We start from the raw sequence: 24092 nt of genomic DNA on the forward strand, positions 1-24092 counted from the left end.
TAGCCTCAGAACCGGTTCAACTTCCCTAACTCCTCCTTGCTCAGCAACGTTCGCTGCGTCGGCCCCTCTGCCCCAAAACCCAGCAACGAAACCGAATTCGACGAATCGTAGCCAACCTGCTCCGACCTGCGCCGCTTCGATCCTCCATCCGGACTGTTATCACCAAAGCCCTCGACCTGCACGCTGATCGTCCAGCGACGCGGCGCGACGCCCGATGCGTTGTTCCTCGCGATGTCCTGCGCGACCTGGCTCGCCGCCGACGCCGCCGAACTCGCTGCCGTCAGCGCACCCGTGTTCACCGCCTGCACGAGCGGAATGCCAGTCGCCTTGCCCGTCACCTGGATGTTGTCCGCGTTCACCACACGCAAAGCCGCAACGTTCAGGTTGCCCGCGCGAATGCCGGCGTCGCCCGCATCGACGGTACCGCGCGGCGCGATCAGGTTGACCGTGCCTTTCGGCGCACCCGGTATGCTCTGCAGCGTCGCAATACCCGCACCCGTCACCTGCCCGCGCGAATCGACCGTGCAGTAATGGTTCGCATCGCAGACATACTGCGGCGCCGGCGTGTCGGCCGACGTTTTCGCGCCCTTGCCTGCGTTGATGTCCCCGTTCGAACTCCAGATTGTCATGTCGCCGCCTTGCTCGGTGAAGATCCGGCTCTGCGCAAGCAGCACGCTTTGATCCGTAAAGATGTCGACGTTCCCCTTCTCGAGCGTCAGGATCCCCATCGTGCCGGGGCCCGCCACTACCTTCCCGGTGCTGTCGACGATCTGTGGCGGCGCCGTCGTGCTGCCCACGAGCGCCTGCCCGCCGGGACCGAGGATCGTCACGTCGCCGCCCTGCTGCGTCTGGATCGTCGTGCTGCGAATGTCGAGATCGCCGGTGGCAACCTGCTTGTTCGAGCCATTCGAGCCACCGCCCAGATTGTTTGCGGTATAGCCGAACGAAGCCGGGAACAGCGTGTTGATCGCCTGATAGCCTCGCGCGTACTGGCCGCTGTACGGACTCGACGGATCGTTGAAGTCCGTGCCGACTTGCGCGAGCACGCCGAACAGCACCTTCTCCGCGAAGAGTTGCTGGACATACGATGGCAGCGTCTGGAATTGCTTCCACGCTTCGTCACCCGTCAGCCGGCCGACCGTCGCCAGCGCCGCATCCTTGTCGGCCTGCAGGCCCGTATCGACGCCAAGCCCCGCGTCGTATTGCTCCATGAATGCAATCAGTGCCGGCGTTACGCTCGGCACGCCGGCAACCGAACTGCCCGGCGCGATATAGGTCGAGACGAACGCCGGCAGATCGACGCCGGGCCCCACCCCGAACAGCACGTTGACGTTCGCGCTCTCGTGCGGCAAGTTCGGATTGTTCGCGTTTCCAACTGCATCGATACCCGTGAAAACGTGCGCGATTCCACCCGTGTCGGCATTCCGGTTATACAACTCGGCTTGACTCGTCAACGGGCCGACATTGCGTCCCGCCTGAACATCGAACCAGCCCGGTCCGCCGATCTCCAGCACCCGAACAGCCCCACCGCCGTTGGGAGCAATCGGTGTGTCATAGATGTCACGGCCGGCCACGATACGCGTCACATCCGAGCCACGCAGATTCTGCCCCCAGAACGCGAGATTCACGATGTCCTGTCCGGCGTACACGAGCGCCGGTTTGTCCACCGATAGCGTCACGAGATTCCGGTAGAACCCGTCACTGCTGCTGGACGTATCGACCGTGCCGTTGACGACGCTTCCGTTCAAGCTGTAAATGCGCGCAGGTTGGAAGTCGGCACCATGAAGCGCATTCAACGCATGTGCTGCGAGCGTCGTATCCGTCAACGCCGGGATATTCGGCTTCAAGCTCGGATTCGTCGGCGAAGGCATCTGCGACGGATCCGCGTCCGACAAACCGAACGTATTCGGCAATGGTGCATCGGTTCGCGTGGCAGATACGTTGGACAGGTATACCGATTGGCCCGCGATCAAATTCAATTGACCGACCGCCGACGGATAGAGAACGCCTCCGGATTGGACGTCAATTGCACCGTCGAATGCGGTCATGTTCAGGCTCGCGGGTAACACGCCATTCGCCCCGGTCAACGCCCCCCCGAGCGCGCCGAACCGAACGTCGCCGGTCGTGGACAGCACATTGACCGCCGAAGTCGGGGAATAGACCTGATTGTCGGGATACTGGCCATAGCCGGAAAGATTGATGACACTGGTCGGCTGTCCACCGCTCTGTGAAAAGCTGCTTGAAAAAGACGGATTCAGTACTGCGCCGATCCCCACACCCTGACGTGCGGTAACATCGAATATTCCGTCCTGAGTCGCAAGCACCGTCGATGCATCGGTCGGACTAGCTCCACTCACTTTCGGGGCGACGGAAATATCGGACCCGATACGCCCGCCAGCCGATATCGTCCCCGTTCCCTTCGCAACGAAGTAGTCACCACTCAGAATGTCTCCACCGGATCGTACCGTCAGATTTCCTCCCCCGACAGTGACAGGCTTGCCGCTTCCGTCCAGGTACCAGGTGGTCGGCAGCGACACGGCCAGGTCTGAAATATTGCCGCCGGCGCTGATCGATACATTACCGCCGACACTCATTACGCCTTGGTCGAATGCGCCGAAGTCGATCGAGGTTCGGGTCAGCGGCGCGACAACAATTTGACCGTCGGTTGTTTTCCCCGCGGTAATCTGCATCCACTGCCACCAGTACTGGCTGATGCTGTTGCCGGCATTTCCCGTTACCGCTCCGGTCGTATCGATCACGTTCTGCATGCCGCTGATGTCGCCCTGAGCATGAATCGTGACGTCTCCCGCGGAATCGGGATTCACCGCCGGCGTGACCAGAACGTCCTGCGTACCGCTCGCTCCCTGTGCAATCGCGGTCGCGACACCGACCGACGGCGCCCCCGCTGCCGGTGCGCCCGCCGTATAGATCGCGCCTGGAATGACCAAAGTGGACGAATCAGCAGTCTTCGTCGTGTCGAACAACGACACGCCGTTCCCCGCGGCGACGTCGATCGAGCCGGTGCCGGTACGAACCGTCACCGGCTCCACGAGCGTCAAACCGTTACTGTCGACGTATCCGGTATGTCCGCTCAACATCACGTTGCCCGCACCGGGCGACGTTGCGCCCGAACTCGCGAACATCGAAACGGGCTGCAACGCCAGCGGGTTCGCGCTCGACACATCGGCGCCGGACACGATCCGATACGAAGAGCTTTCACCGCCGAGCAACGTCGCAAAAGCTATCGGCAACGGGTTGTTCGCGGTCGGCACGTTTGCCGCCGTGTTGCCCGGCAGCGCCCCGATGTTCACGACCCCCGTATCTGGCACCGACGCTGGCGCATTCGGTGCATAAAACATGTTGTAAGCGCCGCGCGGCGTTCCGAGAATGCTCTTGGTACCACGCACGCGATCGGAGTATTGCGAATATCCAAGTATGTAGTTTGCGTAGTCGGCCAGATATGCCGCTTGTCCGGAAGGCGACGTGTTTGCGGCCGGCCCCGTCGGCGGAGTAGGCGCGTCAGGTGTGCCGAAGCGAATGACTGAAACAATCGTGTATCCACCGAGATACGCATCAATAGCCTTGGGACCAGTAAGGTCCGGCCCCCAGTATGCGGTCAGATAGTCGGTATATGTCGCGAATTGCGCCGGATTCGGCGCCTTCGTAACCGATGCTTTGACCGGAAGGATATGCCCGACGAAATTCCCTGCCGTCGACGATGAAATCCACGCCTCGGTAGTCGTCTGCCACGCTCCCGCGTACGACAGATACGCGGAGTAATAACCGGCAGTCTGGGCCATCAACGGCGCGGTAAGCGCAGCATTCGGATCAAGCGATACCAGGCCTTCAACGCTTCCATTCGTAAAAGTTACATTCACCTGCGTCGGATCGTCGATCGACACGAGCTGATCGAACTTCTGCTTCGCGTCCGTGTAGGTCCCCGTCGCCGTGACCGGCCCCGCCCCACCCAGAATCGACGCCACCTGGCTCTGATAGAACCCGTCCGAAATGCTTGCGTACGCATCGAAATCGTTCGCCGCGCGGAACGTCAGCGTCGGCGCGATCGTCGACCGATAGCGGAAATCGGGTGTGATGCTGCCGCTGTTGTTCGGCGCGCCCGCGCCGAGGTTCCAGTTCGACAACACCGAAATGTTGCCGCCGTTGACGGCGTTGCCCGGATTGTCGAGCTCGATGCCCGGCACGACGCTGAAATTCTGCAACGACGCACCGGCAAACTGGCCGGCGACACCATCCGGGCCATGCTGAACGAACGCCATCAACGTGCCCGGCGAAGTACCGGAACCGCCGGCGCGATACCCATAGAACGCGACATGATCGCCGTTCGCGGTCCCCGCGACGAAGTACGCACCTGTCAGGCCGGTAAAGCCGCTGCCGGAAATCCCGTTGCGCAATTGATCCTCGGTCACCGACGTCGACTCTCCGGTCGCGTTGTTGACGAGCGTTCCGCCGCCTGCGCCGCCAGGCGTATAGCTGTACGTTACCGGCGTGCTGCCCGGCACCGTGAACGTTCCCGCAAGCAGATGGCCACTGCCGTCGTACCAACCGGCCGGATCGATGAGGCCGTCGAAATGCTGCGAGCCGGTCGTCGCATCCGCTGCGCTCCATACGGCATATGCCTCGACGGTCGTCTTGCGCGAGCCGCGCACACTGCTTCCATCGAGCGCGACATTGACCGTGCCGTCGCGCAGCAACGGCGCACGGAAGTTGACCGTGCCGTCGAGCGTGCCCCCCGGCGTACCGCCGGACACGTCGATCGATGCGTTCGAGCCGAGCCGGATCAACCCGGACTGCGCGGCGGATACATTCTCGTAGCCGTAAGTCGCGTTATACGGATCGGCTACGGCCGGATCGAACGTCGCGCTCGTGCCGATCGCGACCTTGCCGCCGCGCTGGCTCGCATCGGTCGCTTTCGCGAGCAGCGAACCTTCGATATCGACGCCGCTCTTGCCGTACAGGTTGATCTGCCCGCCCGCCTTGCCCGACGCATCGATCGTCCCCAGCACGTTCACGTTGCCGTTCGCCATATCCGATGCGTTGCCCGCGCCGCCATCGGCCGTCAGCGACACCGCACGCGCGGTCAGCGCATTGCCGGCCGACAGCGTCAGGTTGCCCGACCGCGTATGAATGTCGATCGACTGGTTCACGCCGCTCGAGGCGAGCGTCTTCGCGAGCGAATCGAGGTCGGCCGCGCCGCCCGTGTCGAGCGACAGCGAGCCGCCCGCGTAGCCGTTCGTCGCGCCGCCCTTGATCGTGCCGTTCAGGTTCACGACCTGCTTCGGCGCCGACAGCGTCAGGCTGCCCGCCGCGCCGCCCCCCTTCGCGCCCGAGAAATCGAGCGTCGCGCCCGGTTGCACGTCGACGGTCCCCGCATCGGCGGTCAGGATGATCGAACCGGCCGGCGCGTACTGCGTCACGTCGAAGAACTGCTTCGACACACCCGCCGAACTGACCGTCGAACCACCGCCGATCGTCAGGTTGCCGGTCGTCGCCTCGAGGCCGACATTGCCGGCCGGTGCGGCGATCGTCGCGCCGTTGTCGGCCAGCGTGCCGCCGATGAACTTCCACGCGCCGCCTACCGGCGTGTTCGACAATGCGGTGCCCGCCGCGCCGTTCAGCGCCAATGCGCCGGTCGTCTTAACGGTCGACGCGGAACTCGTATCGGCCAGGTACACGGGCGCATTCAGCGTCACCGGCAGCGCACCGAAATCGAACGTCCCCGTGCCTTGCCCGACGATGCCGCCGGTCGCCGTCAGGTTAGCCGACGAGAATCCGCTCAGCGTCTTCGTGCCGGTGCCGAAGTCGATCTCCTTCGCGTTGACCGTCAGCGTACCGCTGCCCGGCGTGACGGCGCCGTTCGCCGCACCCGTCTCGTTCGTGAACGCGATCTGCTGCCCGTTCAGCGTCACGTGGCCGCCATCGCTCGTGAACGTGCCCGCGCTCAGGTCGACGCTCTTGCCGAACGTCGCGTTCACGTCGCCGACGAAGCCCATCGCACCGTAGCTGCGCAGCGACACGAGATCGGCGTTGGCGAGTTGCGCCAGGCCCGCCTGATCAATCACGAAACCCGGCAGCGCCGCCGCGGCCGCGCCGCTTGCATTCGTCAACGTGATCGCCGAGCCATCGACGGTGATCGCTTTCGCGGACAGCACCGCGCTCGGATCGACCTTCAGGTTGCCCGACGAATCGAGCATCAACGCCTGACCGCCCGACAGCGTCGCGCCTGCGCCGACCGTCAGCAGCCCCGTGCCGGTGCCGCCCGTGCGCGTGAGCGGCGCCATCGCGCCGTTCGACACGCGCAGCAGCGCACCGTCGCCGGCGATCGTGATCGGCTGGTCCTTCGCCGCCGGGTAGTCGCCCGCCGCCGCGATCGACGCGCCCGCGTCCACGCGCAAACCGTTCGCCGCGCTCGGATCCGTGCCGCTCGCGTCGGTTTTCGTCACGAGCAGGATCTCGGGCCCCTTCAGCGACGAGTTGCCATCGTTCGACACCACGACGCTGTTCGCGATCGGCGTGATCGTCACGCCCTTGGTCGCCGCCGCACGTGTCCCGCCGATCAGCAGGCTGCCCGCATTCAGCGAATCTAGCGCGTCGCCGCCGATCTGCAGATAGCCGGGCAACGCCGCGCTGCCGTTGCCGGTGACCTGGATGTCCTGCGACGCGATATCGACCTCCGCCGGCGCGCCGCCCGGGCCGGCCGCCGCGTTCAGCGTCGCGCCAAGCGCGAGCGCCTTCGTCGCGGCCAGCACGAGCTGGCCGCCATCCACCGGCAGCGGCGGGGTCACGTTGCCCTGCTTCGCGGCCTGCGCGGTGAAGAAGTCGTTCGCGCCCTTCAGCGTGTACTGCGAGTACTGCTGCCACGTCGCGCCCGACTGCACGTTGAAGAGCGTCGGCGTCGCGCTGCGGCCGCCCGTCACCGCATCGGCAAAATATCCGGCCGTCATGACGGTGCCGTCCGGCAGCACCTGCGACGCGCCCGGCACGACGTTGCCGGTCGCGGCCGACACGGTCACGCGGTACGCACCCGGCAGCGTCGCGTACTTGCCCGGCAGCAGTGTGTAGTAGCCGGGCGCGAGGCCCGGCACGCCGGAGAGGTACACGGCCTTGCCGATCCCATCGTTCGACCCGGCCTGGCCGACGCCCAGCGTCACGGTCTTGGTCGTCGGCGTGCCGTTGCTGGCGACATCCGGCTGCACGGTCTGCGCGAACAGCGGATCGTATGCGGCGACCGGCGATTGCGTGCCCGGCACGATCGCATAGACGTTCCCGCCGCCGGCATTGACCGGCACCGCCGTCGCGCCCTTGCCGCTCGCATAGCTCACGTTGTATTGCGACAGCACGTCGCGCGTGCCGCCCGTGCCCGGCACCCATTCGGCAGCCTGCAGGTCGCCGCCGCCGGACAGGTCGATCGTCGCGCCCTTGTTGAGTGCGACGCTGGTGCCGTTGACCCCGATGTACTTCGCTGGCGGCGCATTCAGGTCCGACGCCGTCGTGCCAGCGATTGGATTGAATTGCCATTCGACGCCATCGACCGTCGTGCCGTAAGGAATGATCGAACCGCCGTTCGAAACCGACGTCACGCTGCCGTTAGCGAAGGTCACCGAATCCGTCGCCACGAGCGGCAGGTTGCCGAACTGCTTCTGCGTCGCACTGTTCGTCGGGTCGCCGACGCCGAACACGAGCGTGCCCGACGGCGCGCGCACGGTGCCGCCCTGCACGATGTTCGTCGCGTCGACGAGCAGCGTGCCGCCGGCTGACAGCGGCGTGCCGGACAAGCCGGTCGTGCCGAACGTGACGGTGGTCGGCACGGGTTTGCCGGTGGTCGAATCGACCGGGCCGACCGCGTCGACGATGAACGTGCTACCGGTCGCCGGATACACGTCCGCTGCCTTGAACGTCACGTTGCCAGGCGTGTACAGCATGCCGGGCGCCAGCCCGACGGGGCCGCTCTGCGCCGCGCTGGTCGAACCGAGTCGGATATCGCCGCTGCTCGTGAAGTTCGCTTGGCCGAAATTGTTCAGTTGGAACTGATTGCGCAGGTCGAGGAACGATGCGCTCACGTTCAGCGTCGCATCGGAGAGCGTCGCGACTGGCGCGAACGCGGGTGTCGATGAGGTTGCCGTCGGCCCCGCCAGCGCGACATAAGGTGCGTTGATCGTCACCGTCGTGCCGAGCGGATGTGCCGGCGGCTGCGCGAGCAGGTTCACCAGCGCCGAATTGCCGTTCGCCGGGGTAGACAGCAGCGTCGAGAGTTGGTCCGTGCCGATCGCCGCGATGCGTCCGGTGTTCAGCGTCACCGATTCGGGCAACGTGAGGTTCACGTCGCCGGCAAACACGATCGGCGGCACCGGCGCAAGAATCGGAGACGGCGTGCTGTCACCCAGCACGAGATTCGCGATTCCCGAGTCGTTCAGGCGGTCGGCGGCGAACTGGATCACGCCGGTCGGCTGACCGATCGGCTGCCCCGTGGTCGGGTCGATCGTGACCGAGAAATCCTGGCCGGGTGCAAGCCCGACGGGAACGAGCATGCCGCTCTGCCGCACGACGAGTGCCGTTGCGCCGGCCGAGCCGCTGTTCTGATGCGGCAGGATCGTCAACGTGCCGCCACGAGCCTGCACCGCGCCACCGTGACCCGCCAGCGTCGCATCCGAGAAGAGACCGTAAGCGGCCGACAGCGTGATTGAGCCTGCATCGCTCCATACAGGCTGACGCGCATAGGTGCCGTTCGCCTGCAGTTGGTCGAAGTTCGCCGACGCGCCCGACACGTCTATCTTCGAACCCGCTTGTGCCACCACGTAGCCCGAATCGCTCGACAGCGTCACCGCACCGCCCGGCAGAACCTTGCCGGTATTCGGCACGACAACCGTGCCACCGATCTTGACCGGCGCGGCAAGCGGATTGGCGAGCGCGACGCCCGATACGTCGAGCGTCGCGTCCGAACCGAGCCAGACCGACCGGCTGTTGCTCGGCGTGAAAACATTGAACTGGCCCGGTTGAGGTGCCGTGGTTCCGGTATCGGCGCTCAGCACGATCGACCCGCCCGGCGCGACCACCGAGCCGAGCACCGTCACCTGCTTCGGCGACGCCAGCGCAACACTCGCCCCGGCATCCGCATTGATCGATGCGCCCGCGGACAACGTGACCGCGCCCGCCACGCCCGGATACGACGGCACTGTGCCGCCGGACGCCGCTGTCAGCCACGAGACGGCGTTGCCGCCGGTCAGCACGAGGCTCGTCGGTTGCCGGTGATACGTGTCGAGCTGGCCGATCGTCGTCAGGCCGCCCGTGGACAGGTTCGCGCCCGTCCCCGTCTGCAGGAGAGCCAGCGCGTCGGGCAGCAGGTTCCGTTGCGTCAGCGCAACCGTCGCGCCCGGCGCGATGGTCGAGTCGTAGTACGCGTTCAGCACGTACTTGCCGAAGCCCTGTTGCGAGAAGAAGCTTTGCGGCAGATACACGTCCCACGGCGCCGCTGCCGCCTTGTCCCCGCCTATCCGGAAGCCGAGCGCGCCAAGCGTCATCGTGCCGCCGCCCGAGAAGCCGTCGCTCAGTATCGTGCCGCCCATTGCAATCGTACCGGCCGTCGGCTGAGTACCTGGCAGGTTCGCACCGCCGTCGCCCGTATCACCGAATTGCGCGCCGCCGGCGGGGACCGCATACGTCTGCAACGCGACGTTGCCCCCGCGCCCGGCCGGCACGCCGTTCTGCATCAGCAACTGGCCGTTCGCGAGCATTTCGCCGCCGCTCGATACGTCGAGCACACTGCCCGGTTGCAGCAGGATCGACCCCGTCGCATCGACGGCGTTGCCGTTCACGAAGGTCGAACTCTGCTTCGCCGACAGTGAAATGCTGCCGCCGTTGATGAACTGGCTATTGCCGGGTGTGGTGCCCGGCGCGGCCTGCACGTCGTTGTTCACCCACTGGCCGGCCGTGCTGATCACGCCCTGCGGCCCGACGACGACGTTGCCGCCGCTCGTGATCGAAATCGAACCGGACGGCGTGGACAGCCGCCCCGCGACATTCACGTCGGCGCCCGGCGCCGGACTGTCGAGCGAGATCGAGCCGCCCGGCTGCAGGTTCAGTTGCGTGCCTTGCGCGACCACGATGCCCTTGCCGGCGTTCTTGTCCTCGGTCACGTTCAGGTTCGCGAACCCGCCGTTGTTCAGCGTCGCGACCGGAACCACGCGCGTCGTGAACAGGTTGTTCGGATCGTTGGCCGCCAGCGTTTGCGATGCGTTCTTGTCGAGCGGGGCATCGATCGAGAAACCCGGCATCAGCGTACTCAGTTGCGGCGCCGCATCCTGCAGGATCGTCAATCCCGAAAGCGCACTAAGCGGCAGGGTCGAGACGTTGGCCGCACTGTTCCACGTCAGCCCGGCCAGCGCGTTGCCGGCCAGTTTCGGATCGGCACCCAGGTTGAACGTCCCGCCGGAAGGCAGGCTGTTGCCCTGCATCTGCTTCGCGCCGCCGAACGACTGCGCGCTGATGTCCCCGTCGAGTACCAGCGCCTGCGACGCGAACAGATCGAGCGTGCCCGCATTGCCGCCGACGATGTAATCGGACTGGTAAGTGCCGCTCGTCAGCAACGGGTTGTACCAGGATTTCGTCACGCCCCAGCGGGGGTGGTTCTCGATGAACTGCCCGGCGATGCCGACATAATTGTCGTAAGGGCTCGCCTGCCCGATCGGCACGATCGCGCCGTTGGCATCGACGAGCCGGGTCGTGTTGACGATCCCGCCGTTGTAATGCACATACCCGCCGTTCAGGTTCATCGACGAACCGGTCGCGGTCATCACCTCGTTGCCGGACAGCGTGATCGTGCCGCCGTTGGTCAGCAACTGGTCGACGGTGCGCGGAATCAGGTTCACATAACCCGAAAGGTTCAAGATCGGGCTGCCGACCCATTGCACGCCGTCGCTGCGCGTGCCCGTCAGCGTGCTGTCGACCACGACACCTTTCAGCCCGAACAGGAAGCTGTTGCGCAGCAGCGGCGAATCGGCCAGTTCGTTCTGGCCGATCCGGTCGACTGTCACGAGTGTCTGCAAAATCGGCGCCTGCACGTTCGCCAGGCCCGACACGTCGATCGTCGCGCCGTCGTCCACGTAGATCCGGCCCGGCACCGCAGTCTGACCCGGCACCTGGTTCGTCACGACCGACGGCGCGTAGGCCGTCACCGACACGTTCGAACCCGGCGCCTCGATCAGCGAGCCGCCCTGGAACCACACGGAACCGGCCGTCATGGTGATGCCGCCCGGCGTGAAGGTCGTACCCGGCGTGGACGTTGCGGTCTGGCCGTTGTTGTCCGGCAGCGCCGTCGTCACCGATCCCTGGCCGAAGCTCAACAGGCCGGCACGATTGATGGTGTCGGCTCCGCCGCCGTTGCCCGTGACCGGCGTCGAACCGGTATAGGGAATACCCAGCGGATTGTTCGACGCATACTCGTCCGCGGTCGAGATCGTGATCGTCCCCGGCGTATTCACGCTCGTCGTCACGCCCACCACGCCGTTCTGTGCGACCCGGCTGCCGAGCAGGTTCACATTGCCGCGCGCGGCCTGCACGATACCCGTGTTCGTCAGCGTGCCGACGGGCGTGACGTCGATCGACGCGCCAGTAGCCGGATCGACCGTCACGATCTGCCCGCTCAGTTCCGGCAGCAGCACCTGCGGATTGATCGTTTTGCCCGAGTTAGGCAGCAGGCTCACCCCCACCCCCGCCGCGAGCACGACCTGTCCCGACGTCGCCGAGATACTGCCGGCATTCGTCACGTTCGGCGCGGCGACCAGCACGAAACCGCCATCGCTTGCTGTGCCGTTGGTATGTGTCGTGATCGACGCGCCCTGCTCGATGGTCACATCACCCGGTGCCTGGTACGCACCAGTCAACGTCGCGCTGTTCCCCAGCCCCAGCACCTCGTTCGGCTTGCCCCCCGACCCGACCGTCCCGCTCGAACTCCCCGACTCCGGATAAGCCAGCCCGCCTGTCGTTCCCGCCGGCAAGCTCAAGAACTGCTGGTTGCTCGCGACAATCCCCGCAGGCGTCGGCACGAGCTGGTTCTTCATGTCGAGCAGGTTCAGCGACGAAGCCACGAGCGAATGCACGTTGACCTGCGACCCGGCGCCGAACAGCACGCCGTTGCGGTTGATCACGTACACGGCGCCCTGGGCGGTGATGTTGCCGAGAATCTGGCTCGGTCTGCCGCTCGGATCGTTGATCCGGTTCAGCACGGCCCAGTTGTTCACGCCGTTGGTCTGCGTGCCGCCCGACTGATCGAAATTCAGCGTCGTCTGCCGGCCGACGTTCATCGTTTCCCACGTCAGCACCGCGTTCTGCCCGGTCTGCTTGACGTCGACGTTCACATGGCCGCTGCTGTCGACGTTCTGCGTCGGCGCGTTCGCGTTGAACCACAGCACCGGATTGTTCGGATCGTTCGACGCACCGGCCGCCACCTGCAGCCCGCCCGGCGCGAGCCCGTTCGGCACGCTCGAAGGCAGCTTCGCCGCCGCCGCGGCCGCATTCTGCTGCGCGGCAATCTGCGCGGCGATCGCATGCGCGGCATACCCGAGGTTGCGGATCGACGGCTGGCTCGCCTGCAGCGCCTGCTGCGCCGACACGCCCAGATTCGGCATGCCCGGCGCGCCACCGGCGCCGCCCACGCCGCCGCCCGATGCACGCGCGGCCGCCGCCCCGAGGTTCATGATGCCCGCCGCGTGCACGTGCGCGGACGCGCCCGCCAGCAGCATCAAGGCCACGGCCCGGACCAGCGGCCGCAGTTCCGATTTCAGGACCGGACGCGAGCCCGTCGCGTCAGGTTGTCGTGCCGTGCGTGCGCGTGCTGCCATTCTTCACCCCGAATCCTATGAAATTGCGCTGGACGACGGTCGCGCCGAAAGCGGCGCCGATCCGTTTTCGCGCTAGGTCGTTGCAACCGGGATCGAACCCGGCCACTGGAATCCCAAGACCATACGAAGGCCCGATGGCAGCGGCGTGGCGGGTGTTACGGACCATTCGGGCCGCTCGTGAAAGGTCCGTAGCTTTTGTCACAGTCGGACCGGCCGGTCACACGGTGTCGCGATGCACGCGGATGCGGGCCGCGAGCGCGTGCGCCACGCGTTCGACCAGCGCCGGCCAGTCGCCGGGCAACCGCTGCCGGAACAGCGTCGCGGATGGATACCACGGGCTGTCGTCGCGTTCGAGCAGCCAGCGCCAGTCCGGCACGCGCGGCAGCATCACCCACACGGGGCGTCCGAGCGCGCCGGTCAGGTGCACGACCGACGTATCGACGGCGATCACCAGATCGAGCGTGTCGACGAGCGCGGCCGTTTCCGCGAAATCCTTCAGCTCCGCCTCGAACGACAGCACGCCGCTTGCCGCGAAAGCTTCGGCGTCACGCGGGCGCACGCCGACCTGCAAGCTCACGAACGTCGCATCGAGCGCGACGAGCGGCGCGAGCGCGGCGAACGTCATCGACCGGTTTTCGTCGTTCGCATGAACCGGATTGCCCGACCACGCGAGCCCCACGCGCATTCGTCGCGGCGGAGCGAGCGCATCGAGCCGTTCGACCCATGCGGCGCGCCGTTGCGGGTCGGCATGCAGGTACGGCACGTCGGCCGGCACTGTGTCGAGCGTCGTGCGGAACGCGAACGGCAGGCTCATCATCGGGCAATGGAGATCGAATGCAGGCGCGGGCTGCCCGTCGGCGACGACGCGGCTCACGCCGCGCAGCGTGCCGAGCAGGTCGGCCAGCGCCGCCGGCGCATCGACCACGACCGTCGCGCCGCGCGCGTGCGCGAGGCTCGCGTAGCGGCAGAACTGCAGCGTGTCGCCGAAACCCTGCTCCGCATGCAGCAGCAGCGTGCGGCCGGCGAGCGGTTCGTCGCCCGTCCATTGCGGTCGGTCCGGGTAACGCCGGTGCAGCGTCACGTCGGCGGCGTCCCAACGCGCTTCGTGCTGCCGCCAGCCGGTGTCGAAGTCGCCCATCACCAGGCGGCAGAACGCCTCGGACCGGCGCGCGACACCGTGATTCGGGTCGCGTACGCAGGCCAGCGCGAAATCCGCGAGTGCGGCGTCGTAATCGCCGAGCTGCTGGCGCGCGACGGCACGCGCATAGATCTCCTGCGCCGTCCGGCCAGGCGCATCGATGGCCGCCGCGTAACTCGCGAGCGCATCGTCGTAGCGGCCCAGCAGTTGCAGCGCGATCGCGCGATTGCACAGCACTTCCGCGTGCGGGCCGCGTGCTTCGAGCGCACGGTCGTAATGCGCGAGCGCTTCGTCGAACGCACCGAACGCCCGCAGCGCGCCGGCCCGGTTGCGCAGCGCGTCGAAATCCGCCGGCGCACGCGCGAGCGCTTCGCCGTATGCGTGCGCGGCTTCCTCGTGCCGCCTCAGCCCGAGCAGCGCGTTCCCTCGGCCGACCCACGCGCCCACGTTGTCGCGGTCGCGCGCCAGCAGCCGGTCGCTGCGCTTCAGCAACGCGTCACGCAAATGGAGCAGGTCGAGCGCGACACAACTCACGAACAGCAGTTGCACGTCGTCCGGCATCCGCGCGAGCGCTTCGTCGAGACACGCCAGCGCTTCGGCCGGACGCCCCAGTTCGATCAGCGTATAGCCGCACGCGTAGACGAGATCGGGCGTCTTGCCGCGCACCACCATCGCAAGCTGAAAGCAATGCAGCGCCGCTTCGCCGCGACCCAGCGCACGCAACGCATGACCGCGTTCCGCAAGGGCTGCCGGGTCGTCAGCATCGAGCCGCAACGCGCGCTCGATGCTGATCAGTGCGTCGGCGGGCCGGCCGAGCGCGCGTAATGCCTCGCCGCGCCGGACCCACGACACCGCACGCCCCGGCTCACGCGTCAGCGCAAGATCGTAGGCGCCGACCGCTTCGCCATGCCGGCCGAGCGCATGCAGCGCGTCGCCGCGCGCCGCGTAGGCCGGCGCATGGCCGGGATCGCGCGCGAGCGCCTGCGCGGCCGCGTCGAGCGCTTCACGATGACGGCCCGTGCCGCTCAGCGCCTGCGCGTGATTCACGAAATTCCACGGGTGATTCAGCCCGGACTGCATCGAGCGCGCGATCAGCGGCTCCGCGCGCACGGCGTCGCCGAGTTGAAGATGCACGAACCCGAGCAGATGCAGCGCCTCGACGTGATCGGGGTTCATCGCCAGCACGCCCTCGTAGAGCCGTTTCGCGCCCGCGTAATCGCGTTGCTCGAGTCGCGCGCGCGCATTGCGCAGCGCATCGTCGACGGCGGCCCGCAGCGGCGCGGCACCCGCGCCGAACGTCGGCGCCTGCGCCGTGCTCATCGCGACGCTCCCGCCATCAGCGCCGGCAACGCGTCGCGGAGGCGCTCGACGACCGGCGCCCACTGTCCGCCCTCGGGCTGGCGAAACAGTCGCGCACCCGGATACCACGGGCTGTCGTCGCGATCGAGCAGCCAGCGGAAATCCGGCGTGTGCGGCAGCATCACCGCGAGCGGCCGGCCGAGCGCGCCGGCCAGGTGCGCGACCGACGTATCGACGCTGATCACCGCATCCATCGCGTCGACCAGCGCGGCCGTTTCCGCGAAATCCGTCAGTTCGTCGCCGACGAAGCGGATCGGGCTCGCATCGAGCACCGCGCGATCCTCGTCGCGGATCACCTTCTGCAGGCTGATCCATTCGAAGCGGTCGTCGAGCAGCGGCAACAGGTCGGCGAGCGTGATCGAGCGGTTGCGGTCGTTCAGGTGCAGCGGGTTGCCGGACCACACGAGGCCGATGCGCGGCCGGTCAGCCGCGCCCAGCCGCACGCGCCAGTGTTCGACCCGCGCGGGATCGGCGCGCAGGTACGGCACACTCGCCGGGATCGACGACAGGTCGGTGCGGAATTCGAGCGGCAGGCTCAACAGCGGGCAATGCAGGTCGAACGGCGGCAGCGGGTCGCCGCGCGCGACGAGCACGTCGATGCCGTCGAGCGTCGCGAACAGCGCCTTCAGCTCGACCGGCGCCTCGACCACCACGCGTGCGCCGAGCGCCTTCACGAGCGGCACGTAGCGGCAGAACTGCAGCGTGTCGCCGAGCCCCTGCTCCGGATACAGCAGGATCGTCTGCCCGTCGAGCGGCATCCCGTGCGTCCAGCGCGGCTGCGCGAAATCGCGCCGGCTGCCGTCGAGCTGGCTGTCGCGCCAGCGCCATTCGTATTCGGCCCAGCCGGCCTCGAAGTCGCCGATCGACAGGCACAGGAACGCGCGCATGCAGTGCGCGGGCGCATAGTCGGGATCGATGTCGATCGCTTCCGCATACGCGTGCAGCGCATCCTCGTGCCGCCGCAGCGCGCGCAACGCGTTGCCGCGATGGAAATGCGCAAGCTTGTCGCGCGGCGTCGCGGCGATCACGCGCGCGAGATCGTCGAGCGCGTCGTCGTAGCGATGCGTTTCGAGCCGGACACGCGCACGCGTGAACGATGCGGGCGCATAGTGCGGATCGATCGCCAGCGCGCGATCGCACATGTCGTGCGCGTCGTCGTGTCGCGCCACCTGCATCAGCGCGCTCGCGTAGTTGCACAGCACGCCCGTGCTGCCCGGCTCGACGTCGAGTGCGCGCGCATAGCTGTCGACCGCATCCGCGAAGCGGCCCAGATGGCTCGCCGCATTGCCGCGATTGGCGAGCGAGCGCGCATGGCGCGGGTCGAGCGCGAGCGCGCGGTCGCAGCGCACCAGCGCCTCGTCGTGCCGCCCGAGCTGTTCGAGCGCGATCGAACTGTTGAAGATTGCATCGACGAACGTCGGGCTCGCCGCGATCGCCGCATTGAAATCCGCCAGCGCGTATTCGGGGTCGTGCAGGTCGAGATACGCGACGCCGCGCAGGAACAGCGCGTCGGCGCTGCCCGGTCGCAGGGCAAGCGCGTGACCATAGCTGTCTGCCGCTTCGCGGAAGCGGCCGAGCTCGCGCAGTGCGAGCCCGCGTGCGCGCATCGCGTCGAACGTGCGGCCCGCGAGCGCGATCGCGCGATCACAATCGGCGAGCGCAGCGTCGAAGCGGCCGAGTGCGCGCCGCATGTCGCTGCGTTTCACGTAACCGTCGGCGAACCCCGGCGTGAGTTCGAGGAGACGATCATAGACCGCGCACGCTTCGTCGTACCGTGCGAGTTGCGCGAGCAGCCCGGCCCGCTGGAACAGCACGCGCTGGTGCACGGGATTGATCGCGAGCGCCTCGTCGAGCCGCGCGAGCGCATCGTGCTCGCGCCCGAGCCCGGCCAGCACGGCCGAGTAGTTCGCGAGCGCGAGCGGCACCGGCTGGCGCTCGACCGAGCGCCGCATCAGCGGCTCGGCATCGTCGAGCCGGCCCTGCTGGAAGCGCACCGCGCCGAGCAGGTGCAGCGCCTCCGGATGCTCGGGATCGAGCGCCAGCAGCTCGGCGTAGGCATGCTCCGCATGCTGCAGCGCGCCTTCGTGATGCGCCTTGCGTGCACGCACGAGCAGCCGTTCGAGCTGCATGGTGTCGGGCGGACGCCGATCCGGCGCGACCGTCGCGCTCGCCAATGTCGTCCCTTCCCCGTTCGGTGTCATCGTGTGGCCCCCACTGATCGCTGTTCGTATCGCGTGTCGTGTCTAACGTGTCATCGGTTCGAGCGCGGCACGCACCGCGTCGATCGCATCGGCCCAGTGGCCGGGCGCCGGCTGGCGAAACAGCCGCGCGGACGGATACCACGGGCTGTCGTCGCGCTTGCGCATCCAGCGCCAGGCCGGCGGGTCGGGCAACAGCACCCAGACGCGCGCCCCCAGCGCACCCGCCAGATGCGCGACCGCGGAATCGGTCGCGATCACGAGATCCAGCGCGCCGATCAATGCGGCCCGGTCCGCGAAATCACCGAGCGCGTCGTCGACGCGGCGCACCGGCGCCTCCGCCAGCCACGCGGCATCGCGTTCATCCGGTGGTGTCTGCAGGCTGATCCAGTCGACGTCGAGATCGAACAGCGGCGCGAGTCGCGCGACATCGATCGACCGGCCGGCGTCAGCCCGTCGCGCCGGCTCGCCCGCCCAGGCAAGCCCGACACGCAGCCTGCGCCGCTCGCCGAGCAGCGCGTCCCACTGGCGCGTGCGCTGCGGGTCCGCATGCAGGTACGCGGCAGTGCCCGGAATGGTGTCTGCGCCGGTGCGGAACGCATGCGGCAGGCTCGGCAGCGGCACATGGCAGTCGAAGGCGGGAAGCGGCTCGCCGCGCGCGATCACATGGGCCGCGCCAGTGAGCGACGCCATCAGCGCGCGCAACGACGGCGGCACCTCGAGCACCACGCGTGCGCCGCGCACCGCGACGAGCGGGACATAGCGGCAGAACTGCAGCGTGTCGTCGATGCCCGGCTCCGCATGGATCAGGATCGTCTTGCCGTCGAGCGGTTCGTCGCCCCGCCACACCGGCTGCGTGAACGGCCGCGCATGGCGCGCGAACGGCGTATCGCGCAGCCGCCATTCATACCCGCGCCAGCCGCGCGCGAAGTCGCCTTCCGTCAGGTGCAATGCTGCACGCGCGCAGTGTGCGGCGGCGAAGTCGGGTTGCAGCGCGAGCGCACGATCGAAGGCGGTGAACGCCTCATCCACCTGCCCCGTCTCGGCAAGCAGGTTGCCGCGAGCCAGCCAGTTCGTGGCAACCTCGGGGCGTAGCGCAAGCGCACGATCGACCGACGCGATCGCTTCGTCGTAGCGATGCAGGTCCCGCAGCACGTTGGCGCGGTTCGTCCACGCTTCGGCGAAATGCGGGTCGAGCGCCAGCGCGGCATCGTAGCTGGCAAGCGCCGCGTCGAAGCGCTGCAGGTCGCGCAGCACGGTGCCGCGATTGCACAGCGTGTCGTCCGAGCGCGGATCGATGGCCAGCGCCCGTTCGTAGCTGTCGAGTGCGTCGTCGTGACGCTCGAGTTGCAGCAGCGCATTGCCGCGGCCCGCGAGTGCGCGGACATGCTCCGGATCGAGCGCCAGCGCCCGCTCGCAACGCGCCAGCGCTTCGTCCGCGCGCCCCAGCCGTTCGAGCACGGCCGCGCTGTCGCAGAGTGTGTCGAGCCGCTCGGGATCGGCCGCGAGCGCGTCGTTGAAGGCGGCAAGCGCCTCGTTCAGACGGTCGAGCTCGGCGAGCGTACGGCCGCGCGCCGTCACGATCGCGGCGACGCCCGGCCGGATCGCGTTCGCGCGATCGAAGCAGTGCAGCGCATCGGCCGCGCGCCGCAACTCGCGCAGCACGAGGCCGCGGTTGAACCACGATTCGAACGATTGCGGATCGACCATCAGGGCGCGGTCGTAGGTATCGAGTGCATCGTCGAGGCGGCCGAGCGCACGCAGCGCGCCGCCGCGATTGCAGAGCGCGTCGAGCACGAGCGGCGACACCGCGAGCGCACGATCGAACGACGCAAGCGCGTCGTCGTAGCGGCGCAGGCCGATCAACGTATTGCCGTGGCGCACGAGCGTCTGCACGTCGTCGGGCGCTGCGCGCAGCGCGGTCGCGAAAAGCCCGAGCGCCTCGTCGATGCGGCCGCGCTCGCCGACGATCGCGCCGAGATCTGACAGCGCGCGCACGTCCGGCGCGATCGCGATCGACTGGCGCAGCAGCGCTTCGGCCTGATCGGCCGCACCGCGCTGGAATTGCAGCACGCCGTACAGATGCAGCGCCTGCGGATGATCGGGCTCCTTCGCGAGCACCGCGAGATAGTCCCGTGCCGCGTCGTCGAAGCGACCGGCGCCGTGCCACTGCTGTGCGCGGCCCAGAATCGCCGCCGACTGCCATTGCCCGGGTGCGCCGTGTCCCGACGCGCCCGCGTGTGCATCATGCCGGTGCTCGACCGTCACGTTCGCCCCCTTCCCGTTTGCCGATGCCGCCGCTGAGCCGGTCGATGAAACCGGTCGCGTCGGTCATGCTCGTGACGAGACTAACGGACGGCCAATAACAGACGTATGACGAAAGTTACGGACCATTTTGTCCGGGTGACGGAACGGCACTCGGGGCCTGGCCGCGTGCACCGGACGGCATCCCGCGCTTACTGGCCGATCGGGATCGTCCGCACGTATTCGACAGCCGGCGCGCCCATGGTCACCGAGAAGCGCACTCCGCGCGGCACCGGCACGCCGATCGACGTCGAGTTGCTGATGCCGTGCTGCGCGAGAAACTGCGCATAGGACTGTTCGATGGCGGCCTGGCTCGTCGTCCATCCGCCGGGCGGGATCCACACGGAAAGCTGCATCGAGCGCGCATCATTGCTGACCACCACGCGCGCGAACGCATCCATGTGATGCAGCGCGTCGTCCACCTCGGCGAGCGACGCAAGCGGCTGCGACGCACTGCGCACGAGCTCGCGCCCGTTGAGCTGGTAGCGCACCACCTGCATCTGCGTCGGCCCACCGCCGACGCCGAGATGGCGCACCATCACGAGTTCGCCCGGACGGATGCGCAGCGGCGGCCCGAATACTTCGTCGGGCGTGACGAGGTTCGTCAGGTCGAACTGCAGTTGGGAGAAGTAGCGCCCGAGCAGACGCGTTTGCGCCAGATTCGACGCGATATCGTCGCGGCCGCGGATCGTCGCATCGAGGCCGCGCCACGACAGCAGCGCGATCACGGCGAGCAGCGCGATCGCAACCAGCATCTCGATCAGCGTGAAGCCGCGGGCACGGTCACGCGCCGCCGCGCGCGGGTCAGCGGCGCGCTTCATTCTGGATCACCGTGACGACTTCGGCGAGCACGTTGCGGCTCGATGCGGACGGATACACGCTCACCGTCACGCGACGCACGAGCGGGCTCGGCAGCGCGGCCACCGACTGGCGGCACACGAAGCGGTAGCGGCCCTGCGGACAGGCAAACGTGTTCGAGCCGACGGACGGCCAGGTCGATGCGATGCGGATCTCGCCGAGCGCATTGTCGGCGCTCCATAACGCGAGCAGGCGCATGCGCGCCATGTCGGTATCCGACGCGAGCGCGCCGATCGCGCGCATCACGGCGCCGAGTGCCACGGCGACGATCGCCAGCGCGATCAGCACCTCGATCAGCGTGAATCCCCGTTCCGGCGCCCGCGCCGTGCGCGATCCGCCACGCGCATGGCGGTTGTAGTCGGTTCTGTCGTCGCACATGACCTGCATTCTTGTCGATGGGTCGTCGTCCGGCGTCCGGCGTTCAAATCGCGGCGCGAAGCCGCATCGCCGGCGCGACGGGCGCCGTGCAGGGACGTTAAGCGCAGCGTATGGCACACACGTGTCGAATGGTACGGACCATTTGGCGCGGCGAGCGCGGACGAACCGGCGCGCAGGAACGCCGCATGCGCTGTCGCGCGTCGCGCAGCACGACGCTCGGGCAAACGGAAATCTGAAAAACGATTGGGAAAAACCGCCCGGCGGCGGGCGGTGAACAGTGAAGACGATCCTCGGGCGGAATCGACGCGACGGCGTCAGGCCGTCACGGCGGCGTCATACTCGGCGCGGGCAAGCTGGCCGGCGGCATAGGCCTCGGCTTCGCCGCGAAAGCCTTCCCGGCTGAACGCGACGACTTTCACGCCGACGCCGGTCGCCCGCTTCACCGTCAGCGCCCATTGCCATCCGCCGTCTTGTTCAAAGACGTGCAGCGAGGGTTCGAAGGAAGGGTCGAATACAGTCACGCGTTTTGCTCCTGCCCCCTTGCGCACCGCGTCGGCGACGCTTGGGGCATGTCGAAAGGATCGCGCCGGGATGCGACGCGCTTCTGCCATTGAGCAGTGTAGCCAGGGATTGTTGCGACGCACCATCAGAGGTTTCACTCATCTATCGGAACCGGTCGGTCGATCAAATTTATCTGAAACCCATATGCCACGGGCCTCAGCGCCATGTCAGCACGCACGGCTCAGCGGTCGTGCGGCAACGTGCCGCACAGGTGACCGCTTGCCTGCCTCGGTCGCCCGTGAATCGTAAAAACGGGGCGCGAAGCGCCCGGCGCTCCCGGCATCTCAATGACGAGGGGATTACCGGCCCGTGCCGGCCGGCGTCACGTAGCGGAACGTCAGGTTCACGCGCTCGCCCTGCACGCCCGGCGCCTTCGGCACGCGATGCTGCCATTCGGCCTGTGTGCGGCCACGCATCACGAGCAGGCTGCCATGCCCGAGGCGATACGCATGCGTGACACCCGTCTGGCGATGGCGAAGGTCGAACACGCGCATCGCACCGAGGCTCACCGATGCGATCACCGGCGCATCGCCAAGCTCGGGCTCGTTGTCCGCATGCCAGCCGAGGCTGTCCAGCCCGTTGCGGTAGCGATTGAGCAGCACGCTGTTGAAACGCGCGCGGCACATCGCCTCGACCGCGCGCTTCAGGTCGAGCACGGCCGGCGTCCACGGCGCCGGCACGTTGCGGATCCCCGAATACACGTAGACGGCATCCGGCTCGCCCTGCCATGCGGTCAGCCGCGGCAACGGAATGCGGCCGCGCGGCGTGCGGATCGTGTCCTGTTGCCACGCGACCTCGCCGATCAACGCGGCCAGCGCGCGATCGGCATCGGACGGCGCCAGCCAGTCCGGGTACCAGTCCACGTCGGGTGCGGGCGTGTCAGCGAAGAGATCGGGCGTCGACATGTCGAAGGAAGCGGACGAAGAACGGAGCGAACGGTACATGCCTGCATACTAGCCAACGGCGTCGCCCGCTGCCATGCGCTGTCGTTCGCTGTCATTTGCGGGTGCGAGGAATCCGCCGCGCCCCGCGAAGCGGGTACGCGCATCACGCCATCATCGCGGCGCGTCGCGGCCCGCCTTGCCGAGGGGGCCGCTTTCTTCCGTCCTGCCGGCCGGCCCTACCCGCCGCGCGTCAGCCGGATCAGCGTGATCTCGGACGGCACGCCGAAGCGGTTCGGCGGCCCCCAGTATCCGGTGCCGCGGCTCGTGTAGAGCCACAGGTCGCCGAAGCGGCTCAGCCCGCCGATCACCGGCTGCTGCAACCGCACGAACGGCGGCCATGGCAGGAACTGGCCGCCATGCGTATGCCCCGACAACTGCACGGTAAAGCCGGCGCGATTCGCCGCTTCCGCGCTGCGCGGCTGGTGCGCGAGCAGGATCTTCGTGCCGACGTCGCGCGGCGCACCCGCCAGCGCCTGAACGGGGTCGCTGCGATGGGCGGGATCGAACCCGCCCGCCGTGAAATCGGTGACGCCCGCGAGCACCGCGTGCGCACCGTCACGCTCGATCAGCACATGCTCGTTGAGCAGCACCGTCAGCCCGATGCGCCGGAATTCGTCGATCCACGCATGTGCGCCCGCGTAATACTCGTGGTTGCCCGTCACCAGGAAGGTGCCATGCCGCGACTGCATGCGGCCGAGCGGCGCCGTGTGCTCGCGCAGGCGCTGGACCGAGCCGTCGACCACGTCGCCCGTCACGACGACGAGGTCGGCATCGAGCGCGTTGACCGCGCGCACGATCCGTTCGACGTAGGGCCGCTTGATCGTCGGCCCGACGTGGATGTCGGACAGTTGCACGATCGTCAGCCCGTCGAGCCCGGCCGGCAGCCCCGCGACCGGAATCGACACGCGCTTGACCGCGGCCGTGCGGCGCGCACCGACGAACCCGATCGCGGTGACGAGCACCGCACCGGCCAGCACGCCGAGCGCCGTGTCGGTCGCGGCGCCGGGCCACGCGCCGTCATGCCCGAGATGCCGCCATCCGAACACGCCGAGCAGCACGAATTCGCGGAGGAACGTCAGCAGGAGCAGCGACGAGAAGAAGCCCATCACGAGCGAGCCGGCCCAGCCGGCCAGCGTCGCGGCCCAGCCTTCGTCGAAGCGGCGCGAGAACATGCCGACCGGGATCAGCACGACGAAGCTCGCCAGCACGAGCGCCGCGATCGTGCGCGCGACCGGCGACGTGAACGCATCGGGAATGATCCGAATCCCGACGTACAGATGGAACAACACGCCGATTGCAATGAACCGGACAAAGAAACTTCGCATGGAACGCTCACCTTCGTTGCGATGCCGATACCGCTTCCGCGTCGCGTGTCGCACGAGGCCGAGAGGCTCCGTGCCGCGCGTCGCGCCATACGTGCGATGGTACACAGATCGCGGCTGTGACGACCGGTCGCCGGCCTGGCTTCGACGCCGCTCGACGCCACACCTGACCGCGG

At 67.7% G+C, this 24092-nt stretch carries 9 protein-coding genes; all 9 read right to left on the reverse strand.

Annotation, left to right across the window (positions count from 1 at the left end):
* Positions 1-5 precede the first annotated feature (5 nt).
* A complete protein-coding gene (locus HWX39_RS14035) occupies positions 6-12755 on the reverse strand; it encodes a filamentous haemagglutinin family protein (protein ID WP_244135017.1) in 12750 nt (4249 codons plus the stop codon).
* A gap of 316 nt (positions 12756-13071) precedes the next feature.
* On the reverse strand, positions 13072-15312 hold the full coding sequence (locus tag HWX39_RS14040; protein ID WP_175968675.1) for a tetratricopeptide repeat protein: 2241 nt from the start codon (positions 15310-15312) through the stop codon (positions 13072-13074).
* Positions 15309-17552, reverse strand: a complete 2244-nt coding sequence (locus HWX39_RS14045; RefSeq protein WP_175968676.1) for a tetratricopeptide repeat protein — start codon at positions 17550-17552, stop codon at positions 15309-15311. Before HWX39_RS14045 ends, HWX39_RS14040 begins: the two co-directional genes overlap by 4 nt.
* A gap of 42 nt (positions 17553-17594) precedes the next feature.
* Positions 17595-19817, reverse strand: a complete 2223-nt coding sequence (locus HWX39_RS14050; RefSeq protein WP_175968677.1) for a tetratricopeptide repeat protein — start codon at positions 19815-19817, stop codon at positions 17595-17597.
* 188 nt (positions 19818-20005) lie between these two features.
* A complete protein-coding gene (locus HWX39_RS14055; RefSeq protein ID WP_175968678.1) occupies positions 20006-20674 on the reverse strand; it encodes a prepilin-type N-terminal cleavage/methylation domain-containing protein in 669 nt (222 codons plus the stop codon).
* A complete protein-coding gene (gene gspI / locus HWX39_RS14060; RefSeq protein ID WP_175968679.1) occupies positions 20658-21089 on the reverse strand; it encodes a type II secretion system minor pseudopilin GspI in 432 nt (143 codons plus the stop codon). Before gspI ends, HWX39_RS14055 begins: the two co-directional genes overlap by 17 nt.
* A 314-nt stretch (positions 21090-21403) precedes the next feature.
* Positions 21404-21610, reverse strand: coding sequence for a hypothetical protein (locus tag HWX39_RS36805; RefSeq protein ID WP_059585120.1), 207 nt, complete (start codon positions 21608-21610; stop codon positions 21404-21406).
* Between the two features lie 339 nt (positions 21611-21949).
* Positions 21950-22555, reverse strand: a complete 606-nt coding sequence (locus HWX39_RS14070) for an alpha-ketoglutarate-dependent dioxygenase AlkB (RefSeq protein WP_175968980.1) — start codon at positions 22553-22555, stop codon at positions 21950-21952.
* 215 nt (positions 22556-22770) lie between these two features.
* Entirely contained in the window at positions 22771-23919 is a 1149-nt protein-coding gene (locus HWX39_RS14075) for a metallophosphoesterase (protein WP_175968680.1), read from the reverse strand.
* Between the last annotated feature and the right edge of the window lie 173 nt (positions 23920-24092).

Origin of the sequence: Burkholderia sp. BCC0322, from assembly GCF_902833045.1 — a bacterium.
Taxonomy (GTDB): domain Bacteria; phylum Pseudomonadota; class Gammaproteobacteria; order Burkholderiales; family Burkholderiaceae; genus Burkholderia.